The 9,269-nt window shown below is 62.3% G+C and carries 17 protein-coding genes; all 17 read right to left on the reverse strand.

Features of this window, described 5'->3' with window-relative positions:
* Positions 1 to 7: 7 nt before the first annotated feature.
* The gene (gene rpsN, locus BM397_RS15055; protein WP_092424786.1) at positions 8 to 313 is read right to left on the reverse strand and encodes a 30S ribosomal protein S14; all 306 of its coding nucleotides are present in this window, start codon (positions 311 to 313) and stop codon (positions 8 to 10) included.
* A gap of 12 nt (positions 314 to 325) precedes the next feature.
* Positions 326 to 886, reverse strand: coding sequence for a 50S ribosomal protein L5 (gene rplE / locus BM397_RS15060; protein WP_092424784.1), 561 nt, complete (start codon positions 884 to 886; stop codon positions 326 to 328).
* A complete protein-coding gene (rplX, locus tag BM397_RS15065) occupies positions 879 to 1,190 on the reverse strand; it encodes a 50S ribosomal protein L24 (RefSeq protein WP_092424782.1) in 312 nt (103 codons plus the stop codon). The genes rplE and rplX overlap by 8 nt, the downstream gene beginning before the upstream one ends.
* Positions 1,190 to 1,558, reverse strand: coding sequence for a 50S ribosomal protein L14 (gene rplN, locus BM397_RS15070; RefSeq protein ID WP_005854833.1), 369 nt, complete (start codon positions 1,556 to 1,558; stop codon positions 1,190 to 1,192). Before rplN ends, rplX begins: the two co-directional genes overlap by 1 nt.
* A 93-nt stretch (positions 1,559 to 1,651) precedes the next feature.
* Positions 1,652 to 1,903 (reverse strand): 30S ribosomal protein S17, encoded by a 252-nt coding sequence (gene rpsQ / locus BM397_RS15075; RefSeq protein ID WP_092424780.1) that lies wholly within the window; start codon positions 1,901 to 1,903, stop codon positions 1,652 to 1,654.
* 13 nt (positions 1,904 to 1,916) lie between these two features.
* Positions 1,917 to 2,123 (reverse strand): 50S ribosomal protein L29, encoded by a 207-nt coding sequence (gene rpmC / locus BM397_RS15080; protein ID WP_066104080.1) that lies wholly within the window; start codon positions 2,121 to 2,123, stop codon positions 1,917 to 1,919.
* 205 nt (positions 2,124 to 2,328) lie between these two features.
* Positions 2,329 to 2,949, reverse strand: a complete 621-nt coding sequence (locus BM397_RS15085) for a 2OG-Fe(II) oxygenase family protein (protein WP_092424778.1) — start codon at positions 2,947 to 2,949, stop codon at positions 2,329 to 2,331.
* Positions 2,950 to 3,063: 114 nt separating this feature from the next.
* A complete protein-coding gene (gene rplP / locus BM397_RS15090) occupies positions 3,064 to 3,477 on the reverse strand; it encodes a 50S ribosomal protein L16 (RefSeq protein WP_092424776.1) in 414 nt (137 codons plus the stop codon).
* A 13-nt stretch (positions 3,478 to 3,490) separates the two neighbouring features.
* A complete protein-coding gene (gene rpsC / locus BM397_RS15095) occupies positions 3,491 to 4,201 on the reverse strand; it encodes a 30S ribosomal protein S3 (protein WP_092424774.1) in 711 nt (236 codons plus the stop codon).
* On the reverse strand, positions 4,201 to 4,581 hold the full coding sequence (gene rplV, locus BM397_RS15100; RefSeq protein WP_092424772.1) for a 50S ribosomal protein L22: 381 nt from the start codon (positions 4,579 to 4,581) through the stop codon (positions 4,201 to 4,203). Before rplV ends, rpsC begins: the two co-directional genes overlap by 1 nt.
* A gap of 3 nt (positions 4,582 to 4,584) precedes the next feature.
* Positions 4,585 to 4,863 (reverse strand): 30S ribosomal protein S19, encoded by a 279-nt coding sequence (rpsS, locus tag BM397_RS15105; RefSeq protein ID WP_092424770.1) that lies wholly within the window; start codon positions 4,861 to 4,863, stop codon positions 4,585 to 4,587.
* Between the two features lie 3 nt (positions 4,864 to 4,866).
* Positions 4,867 to 5,709: a 50S ribosomal protein L2 gene (gene rplB / locus BM397_RS15110; RefSeq protein WP_066104062.1), complete on the reverse strand. Its 843-nt coding sequence runs from the start codon at positions 5,707 to 5,709 to the stop codon at positions 4,867 to 4,869.
* Positions 5,710 to 6,054: 345 nt separating this feature from the next.
* Positions 6,055 to 6,351, reverse strand: coding sequence for a 50S ribosomal protein L23 (locus tag BM397_RS15115; protein WP_092424768.1), 297 nt, complete (start codon positions 6,349 to 6,351; stop codon positions 6,055 to 6,057).
* The gene (rplD, locus tag BM397_RS15120; protein ID WP_092424766.1) at positions 6,348 to 6,965 is read right to left on the reverse strand and encodes a 50S ribosomal protein L4; all 618 of its coding nucleotides are present in this window, start codon (positions 6,963 to 6,965) and stop codon (positions 6,348 to 6,350) included. The genes BM397_RS15115 and rplD overlap by 4 nt, the downstream gene beginning before the upstream one ends.
* Positions 6,962 to 7,681: a 50S ribosomal protein L3 gene (gene rplC, locus BM397_RS15125; protein ID WP_092424764.1), complete on the reverse strand. Its 720-nt coding sequence runs from the start codon at positions 7,679 to 7,681 to the stop codon at positions 6,962 to 6,964. The genes rplD and rplC overlap by 4 nt, the downstream gene beginning before the upstream one ends.
* A gap of 11 nt (positions 7,682 to 7,692) precedes the next feature.
* Positions 7,693 to 7,998: a 30S ribosomal protein S10 gene (rpsJ, locus tag BM397_RS15130; protein ID WP_066104052.1), complete on the reverse strand. Its 306-nt coding sequence runs from the start codon at positions 7,996 to 7,998 to the stop codon at positions 7,693 to 7,695.
* Between the two features lie 311 nt (positions 7,999 to 8,309).
* A partial coding sequence (gene tuf, locus BM397_RS15135; RefSeq protein ID WP_092567404.1) for an elongation factor Tu occupies positions 8,310 to 9,269 on the reverse strand: 960 nt, incomplete at its 5' end.

Raw genomic sequence — 9,269 nt, forward strand, 5'->3', positions numbered from 1 at the left:
ACCCTCCTTACCAGCTCGACTTGACCACACCGGGAAGCTGACCGTTCGAGCCGAGCTCGCGCAGGGCGATACGGCTGATCTTCAGCTTGCGGTAGTAGGCATGGGGACGACCGGTCAGTTGGCAACGGTTGTGCAGACGGGTCGGCGAGGAGTTGCGCGGCAGTTTCGCCAGATCAAGGCGAGCCTTGAAGCGCTCTTCCATCGGTTTGGTTTCGTCGTTCGCGATCTCTTTCAGAGCGGCGCGCTTGGCGGCGTATTGCTCCACCAGCTTCTGACGCTTCTTTTCGCGTTCGATCATGGATTTTTTGGCCATGTGTCTCGCTCCTCAGGCGTTGAAGGGCATGTTGAAATGCTTCAACAGCGCCTTGGCTTCCGCGTCGGTTGCGGCGGTCGTGGTGATGATCACGTCGATACCCCAAACCTCATCGACCTTGTCGAATTCGATTTCGGGGAACACGATGTGCTCCTTGATGCCCATGGCGAAGTTGCCACGGCCGTCGAAGGACGGCTTCACACCACGGAAGTCGCGGATACGCGGCATCGCGATGTTGATCAGGCGATCGAGGAAGTCGTACATCCGGTCACCACGCAGCGTGACCTTCGCACCGAGCGGCATGTCCTCGCGAACACGGAAGCCGGCGATCGACTTCTTTGCCTTGGTGGTCACGGCCAGCTGGCCGGCGATCTGCGTCAGGTCTTCCTGAGCGGATTTCGCCTTCTTGGAGTCGCGCACGGCTTCTGCGCCGCAGCCGATGTTCAGAACGATTTTGTCGAGTGCAGGAACCTGCATCGCGTTCTTGTAGCCGAACTCTTCGATGAGAGCGGCTTTGATCGACTCGCGGTACTGCGTCTTAAGACGCGGCGTGTAGGTCGCGGTATCAAGCATCGATCACGTCCCCCGTGGTCTTGGCGAAGCGGACCTTCTTGTCACCTTCCATGCGGAAGCCGACGCGGGTTGCCTTGCCGTTGGCATCGACGATCGCCAGGTTCGACAGGTCGAGCGGCATGGCTTTCGGCATGCGGCCACCCTGCGAGGTCTGGCTCTGACGAGTGTGACGGACGGCCATGTTCACGCCGCCGACAACAGCCTTGCCAGCTTTCGGATCGACGGACTCGATGGTGCCGGTCTTGCCCTTGTCCTTGCCGGACAGAACGATGACCTTGTCACCTTTGCGGAGTTTAGCAGCCATTACAGCACCTCCGGGGCGAGCGAGATGATCTTCATGAAGTTCTTCGCGCGCAGTTCGCGAACCACCGGCCCGAAAATACGGGTGCCGACCGGCTCGCCCGAGTTGTTCAGGATGACGGCCGCGTTGCGGTCGAAGCGGATCGACGTGCCATCTTCACGACGAACTTCCTTGGCGGTGCGCACGACGACGGCCTTGCGGACGTCACCTTTCTTCACGCGGCCGCGCGGAATGGCCTCTTTCACCGAGACGACGATGATGTCGCCGACCGATGCGTAGCGGCGATGCGAGCCGCCGAGGACCTTGATGCACTGAACTTTCCGGGCACCGGAATTGTCAGCAACATCCAGATTGGTCTGCATCTGGATCATTTGGTTTCTCCCGACCTTTGGGGGTTGTTCTAGGTCTACCCCCCAGGGTTTCGATGATGCTGGGCACCATCGCAGGAAACGTCTGGACCCCGGTCAGGCGACCGGGGTCCAGACGTTTCCTGCGATGACTTCCCAGCGCTTCGTCTTGGACTTCGGCGCGCATTCGATGATGCGGACCGTATCGCCAACAGCGAATTTCTCAGCTTCGTCGTGAGCCCGGTACTTCTTGGACTTACGGATGGTCTTTTGCATGACCGGGTGCTTGAAGCGACGCTCGACCGAAACGGTGACGGTCTGTGCGTTTGCCGTGGAGGTCACGGTGCCTTGCAGGATACGCTTGGGCATGTCTTAGCCTCCCTTACTCGGTTGCTGCCGCGCCGGCGGCTTTTTGGTTCAGCACGGTGTTGACGCGGGCAACGTCGCGACGCACCTGGCGGATGCGTGCGGTGTTCTCGAGTGCGCCGGTCGCCTTCTGGAAGCGCAGGTTGAACGCTTCCTTTTTCAGCGCGACGAGCTCGTCCCGGAGCTGGTCCGGGGTCTTGTTCGCAAGTTCTTTGGCGTCCATAAGGTCGCTCCTTTGTTGCAACATCACCGGAGAGCCCCGTCGTGTTACGGGTCACCCTGATTCCCGGTGGAGGTGGATGAGCGCGCGATATAGGCCAGAATCCCGACCGTGACAACCCTGTAAAACAAGGCCCTTCGCGCATGGCAGACCTGCCTGGAGCGGGGGTCCGAAGGAAGGCCCCCAACCCTAGCGTAAAGTTGCGGGATCACTCCCACTTGTAGTTGAAGCTGACCGAGATGCGCTCGTCCTCGGACATGTTCATCGGCACCTCGTGGCGCAGCCAGCTTTCCCAGAGCAGCACGTCGCCCACCGCAGGGGCTTCATAGACGAAGGCCTTCAGCTCTTCCCGACAGCCCTTCTTGCGCGTGGGAGCGGCCATCATCATCGGCAGGCGCGGGTCTTCCAGCTTCAGGGCACTGGCACCCTCGGGCATCGAGACATAGGTGGTGCCGGAGATCACCGAATGCGGGTGGATGTGCGAGCTGTGCGTTCCGCCTTCGGGCAGGATGTTGATCCAGAGGTCCTCGAGCACCAGCTTCTTGTCGCCCAGCTCGAACTCCAGGTCCTCGGCAAAGGCCGCGACATGGGCGTCGAGCGACTTCACAAGGTCCCCGAAGATCGGAAAGCGCCACGGCAGATCGGTCAGCGAGGCATAGGAGGTGTAGCCCGGGTAGTCGTTCGCCTCGCACCACTCCTGGCCCGCCTCGTCATCCTCGGCGATGGAATAGCACGAGCCCTCGAGCTCGTCCGCGTCGATTGCTGGGCCGTATTCGGAAAGCTGCGCGCGGTAGAGGCGGGTGGCGAAGAGAGAGCGGATCTGGGCCATGGCACTGTCCTGATGCGGTTGCGGCGGCGGGTCTCCCCTGCCCCACGGGTTGGAACGGAAAACCCCCGCCGATTGCTCGGCGGGGGCTTGTTTCATGCGGTCATCCCAAGGGGATTACCAGTCCTCGCGAACCACGACGCGCGACTTGATCGGCAGTTTCATCGCCGCCAGACGCAGCGCCTCGCGGGCGACGTCCTCGGGAACACCGTCGATCTCGAACATCACGCGGCCCGGCTTCACTTTGCAGGCCCAGTAATCCACGGAACCTTTACCCTTACCCATACGAACTTCGGTGGGCTTGGAGGTCACGGGGGTGTCCGGGAAGATACGGATCCAGACCCGGCCCTGACGCTTCATGTGGCGGGTCATCGCGCGGCGAGCCGCTTCGATCTGACGAGCCGTCACACGCTCGGGCTGAAGTGCCTTCAGGCCGTAGTGGCCGAAGTTCAGGTCGGAACCGCCCTTGGCCTCACCTTTGATGCGGCCTTTGAACATCTTCCGGAATTTAGTGCGTTTCGGTTGAAGCATTTCTCAAACCTCCTCAGCGACGGCCGCCCATGGCGCCGCGCGGAGCCGGACCGTCCTGCAGTTCCTGCGACTTGCGGTCGCGGGCTGCCGGGTCATGCTCCATGATCTCGCCTTTGAAGATCCAGACCTTGATCCCGATGATACCATAGGGGGTCGTGGCTTCGACGTGCGAGTAATCGATGTCGGCGCGCAGGGTGTGCAGGGGCACACGGCCTTCGCGATACCATTCGGTACGAGCAATCTCGGCACCGCCGAGACGACCAGCGACGTTCACCCGGATGCCCAGGGCGCCCATGCGCATGGCGTTTTGCACGGCACGCTTCATGGCACGACGGAAGGACACACGGCGCTCGAGCTGCTGCGCGATGCTCTCACCCACGAGGCGGGCGTCGAGCTCGGGCTTGCGCACTTCAACGATGTTGAGGTGCAGCTCGGAGTCGGTCATCTGGGCAAGCTTCTTGCGCAGGACTTCGATGTCCGCGCCTTTCTTGCCGATGATGACGCCGGGGCGTGCGGTGTGAACCGTAACGCGGCACTTCTTGTGCGGACGCTCGATGATCACACGTGCGACGCCGGCCTGCTTGCACTCTTCGTGGATGAAATCGCGGATCGCGAGGTCTTCCAGAAGCAGATCACCGTAGTCCTTGGTGTCGGCGTACCAGCGGCTGTCCCAGGTGCGGTTGACCTGGAGGCGCATGCCGATCGGATTGGTCTTGTTACCCATTAGGCTTGCTCCTCGACCTGACGCACCTTGATGGTGAGTTCCGAGAACGGCTTGTTGATGCGGCCAAAACGACCACGTGCACGCGGACGACCGCGCTTCATCACAAGGTTCTTGCCCACATAGGCTTCGGCGACGACGAGTTCGTCGACGTCAAGGCCGTGGTTGTTCTCGGCGTTCGCGATAGCGGACTGAAGGCACTTCTTCACGTCCACGGCGATCCGCTTCTTCGAGAAGGTCAGGTCCGTAAGGGCCCGCTCGACCTTCTTGCCACGGATCAGCGCGGCCACCAGGTTCAGCTTCTGCGGCGAAGTGCGCAGCATGCGCAGCTTTGCCATCGCCTCGTTGTCCGCCACGCGGCGGGGATTCTTATCCTTGCCCATGGCTTACTTCCTCTTGGCTTTTTTGTCAGCCGCGTGGCCATAATAGGTCCGGGTCGGCGAGTACTCACCGAACTTCTGACCGATCATGTCTTCGGTGACATTGACGGGAACATGCTTCTGGCCGTTGTAGACCGCGAACGTCAGACCCACGAACTGGGGCAGGATCGTCGAGCGGCGCGACCAGATTTTGATGACTTCGTTCTTGCCGGATTCGCGAACCTTCTCGGCCTTTTTCAGGACGTAGGCGTCAACGAACGGGCCTTTCCAAACAGAGCGCGTCATGGATTACCGCCCCTTCTTCTTAGCGTGGCGCGAGCGGATGATCAGCTTCTGCGACGCCTTGTTGGTGTTGCGGGTACGCTTGCCCTTGGTCGGCTTGCCCCACGGGGTCACCGGGTGACGACCACCCGAGGTACGACCCTCACCACCACCGTGCGGGTGGTCGATCGGGTTCATAACGACGCCGCGGACCGACGGACGCTTGCCGTAGTGGCGGTTACGACCGGCTTTACCGAGGTTCTGGTTCGAGTTGTCGGGGTTCGACACGGCACCGATGGTGGCCATGCATTCCTGACGAACCATGCGCAGCTCGCCCGAGGAGAGGCGGATCTGAGCGTAGCCACCGTCACGGCCGACGAACTGGGCATAGGTGCCCGCGGCGCGTGCGATCTGACCGCCCTTGCCGGGCTTCAGTTCGATGTTGTGGACGATGGTACCGATCGGCATGCCCGAGAAGGGCATCGCGTTGCCGGGCTTGATGTCGGCCTTGGCCGACGCCACGACGCGGTCGCCGATGGCGAGGCGCTGCGGTGCCAGGATGTAGGCCTGCTCGCCGTCGTCATACTGGACGAGTGCGATGAATGCGGTCCGGTTCGGGTCGTATTCGATGCGGGCCACGGTGGCCGACACGTCGAACTTGTTCCGCTTGAAGTCCACGATGCGATAAAGACGCTTCGCGCCACCGCCGCGGCGGCGTGCGGTGATCCGTCCGGTGTTGTTCCGGCCGCCCGATTTCGTCAGACCCTCGGTGAGGGCCTTGACGGGACGTCCTTTATACAGCTCCGAACGGTCGATCAGCACCAGCCCGCGCTGGCCCGGCGTCGTCGGCTTGTACGACTTAAGTGCCATGCTTTCTGTCTTCCGTTGTAATGCGACATCACCCGCGTATCGGATGTGCCGGAGTTTAGCCCCCCGAAGGTGGCCGTGTCTTAGGGCCCCGAAGGTCCCCGGCTCTACGCCCCCGGACAAGTCCGGCGACAAAACGCGAAGCCCCGGACGAATCCGGGGCTGCTGCGGATGGCCTGCTCTAGTCAAAGAGTCGGATGACGTCAAGCGCATCCGGGACCGCAATCCGCCTCGGGCCCCTTATTTGCCGAGGGTTTTCCGCCTAGGCGCCCTGCCCTCGCCCGCCCTGCGGAATAGAAAAAGCCCCCGCGGATGCGAGGGCTTTCCCAATGGTGCCGAAGGCGACGATCAGAGACCGGTGGTCACGTCGATCGTGTTGCCCTCTTCGAGGGTCACATAGGCCTTCTTGACGTCGTTCCGCTTGCCGATCTGGCCGCGGAAACGCTTCACCTTGCCCTTGGTGATGGTGGTGTTAACCGCCTTCACCTTCACGCCGAAGAGCGCCTCGACGGCCTCTTTGACCTGGGGTTTGGTCGAGTCGATCGCCACTTCGAAAACCACGGTGCCGTTCTCGCCGACCATGGTGGATTTCTCGGTGATGATCGGCTTGCGGATCACGTCGTAGTGTTGTGCCTTAGCGGTCATTTCAGTCGAGCCTCCAGAGCTTCGACACCCGCCTTGGTGATCACCAGGGTGTCACGCTTGAGGATGTCATACACGTTGGCGCCGACGGAGGGCAGCACGTCCAGACCTTCGATGTTCGCGGCGGCGCGGGCAAAGCCCTCGTTCACTGCGGCACCGTCGATCACCAGAGCGCGCTTCCAGCCCAGGCTCTTCACCTGTGCCGCCAGCGTCTTGGTCTTGCCGTCGGTCTCTGCGTTCTCGATGATCACGAGCGAGCCAGTCTTGGCTTTCGCCGAGAGCGCCAGCTTGAGGCCGAGAGCGCGGACCTTCTTGGGCAGGTCATGCGCGTGGCTGCGCGGGGTCGGACCCTTGTAGATACCACCCTTGCGGAAGATCGGCGCCTTGCGGGAGCCGTGGCGTGCGCCGCCGGTGCCCTTCTGGCGATAGATCTTCTTGGTCGAGTAGCTCACTTCCGAGCGGGTCTTGACCTTGTGCGTACCGGCCTGGGCCTTGTTACGCTGCCAGCGAACCACACGGTGCAGAATGTCGGCGCGCGGCTCGAGATCAAAGATCGCGTCCGTCAGCTCGACTTCGCCCGCGGCACCGCCGTCGAGTTTGATCACGTCGAGTTTCATTCGTCGCCTTCCTTCTCTTCGGCTGCGGCCGGAGCTGCAGCGGATTTCAGGCCGGCCGGCAGAGCAGCGTTCTCGGGGAACGGCTTCTTCACGGCGTCCTTGATGGTCACCCAGCCGCCTTTGGAGCCCGGCACCGCGCCCTTGATCATGATGATGCCGCGATCGGCATCGGTCTTCACGACCTGCAGGTTCTGCGTGGTGACACGGACGGCACCCATGTGGCCGGCCATTTTCTTGCCTTTGAAGACCTTGCCCGGATCCTGACACTGACCGGTCGAACCGTGCGAACGGTGCGAGATCGACACGCCGTGCGATGCACGAAGACCACCGAAGTTGTGGCGCTTCATTGCACCGGCAAAGCCCTTACCGATGGTCGTGCCGGCAACGTCGACATACTGACCTTCGAAGTAGTGCTCTGCCGAGATCTCTTCGCCGACGGCGATGAGGTTCTCTGCGTCGACGCGGAATTCCGCGATCTTCCGCTTCGGTTCCACCTTGGCGGCGGCGAAGTGGCCACGCATGGCTTTCGACACGTTCTTGGCCTTGGCCGCACCGGCGCCGAGCTGAACGGCGCTGTAGCCGTCCTTGTCAGCGGTCCGCTGTGCGACGACCTGGCAACCTTCGAGTTGGAGGACGGTCACAGGGATCTGCTTGCCGTCTTCCATGAAAAGCCGGGTCATGCCGACTTTCTTTGCGATAACTCCAGAGCGCAACATGATCTGCCCCCTTACACCTTGATCTCGACGTCCACGCCGGCCGCCAGGTCGAGCTTCATCAGCGCGTCCACGGTCTGCGGGGTCGGATCGACGATGTCGAGAAGACGCTTGTGCGTGCGGATCTCGAACTGATCGCGGGATTTCTTGTTCACGTGCGGGCCACGCAGAACGGTGAATTTCTCAATCTTGTTCGGCAGCGGAATCGGGCCGCGAACAGTCGCGCCGGTGCGCTTGGCGGTGTTCACGATTTCCTGCGTCGATGCATCGAGGACGCGGTAATCGAACGCCTTGAGCCGGATACGGATGTTCTGGTTCATCGAACAGTCCTTTTTGGCGTTGAGGTTGAGAGGAGGATGGACGCGCATCGCCGCACCCTCATCGAACCTAAAAGGCGGGGAATCACCCCGCCCTTTACGACCCGTGGGCCGTTGCGCGCGTATACGTCCGAGAGACCTGCTTGACAAGCCCCAGACCGCCGGCGCAGCGCTGCTATTTCCCGATTTCCGATTTGTCCGCGCGGCAACCGTGCTAGCGGCAGCGCCTCTGCAAAGGAAAAGGGGCCGCCCGATGGGCGGCCCCTTTCGTGATGTCCACGCACCGGTCCCGGAAGGACCGGATCAGCGCAGGATCACTCGATGATCTTCGACACGACGCCGGAGCCGACGGTGCGGCCGCCTTCACGGATGGCGAAGCGCAGACCGTCTTCCATGGCGATCGGAGCGATCAGTTCCACAGCGAACTTCAGGTTGTCGCCGGGCATGACCATCTCGGTGCCCTCGGGGAGGGTCACGGTGCCGGTCACGTCGGTGGTGCGGAAGTAGAACTGCGGACGGTAGTTCGCGAAGAACGGCGTGTGACGGCCACCTTCTTCCTTGGTCAGGATGTAGACCTCGGCTTCGAACTTGGTGTGCGGCTTGACCGAACCCGGCTTGCAGAGAACCTGGCCACGCTCAACGCCTTCGCGGTCGATGCCGCGCAGCAGGGCGCCGATGTTGTCGCCGGCTTCACCGCGGTCGAGCAGCTTGCGGAACATTTCCACACCGGTGCAGGTGGTCTTCTTGGTGTCGCGGATGCCGACGATTTCCAGTTCGTCGCCGACGTTCACAACGCCACGCTCCACGCGGCCGGTGACCACGGTGCCGCGGCCCGAGATCGAGAACACGTCTTCGATCGGCATCAGGAACGGCTGGTCCACGGCACGTGCCGGCTGCGGGATGTACTCATCCACGGCCGCCATCAGTTCGCGAATCTTGTTCTCGCCGATTTCCGGATCACGGCCTTCCATCGCGGCCAGAGCCGAGCCGGCGATGACGGGGATGTCGTCGCCCGGGAAGTCGTAAGCCGACAGCAGTTCGCGGATTTCCATCTCGACGAGCTCGAGCAGCTCTTCGTCGTCGACCTGGTCAACCTTGTTCATGAACACGACCATGGCGGGGATACCCACCTGGCGGCCCAGAAGGATGTGCTCGCGGGTCTGCGGCATGGGGCCGTCAGCTGCGTTCACAACCAGGATCGCGCCGTCCATCTGCGCCGCGCCGGTGATCATGTTCTTCACGTAGTCGGCGTGGCCGGGGCAGTCCACGTGCGC

Source organism: Alloyangia pacifica, assembly GCF_900116195.1.
Classification (GTDB): domain Bacteria; phylum Pseudomonadota; class Alphaproteobacteria; order Rhodobacterales; family Rhodobacteraceae; genus Salipiger; species Salipiger pacificus.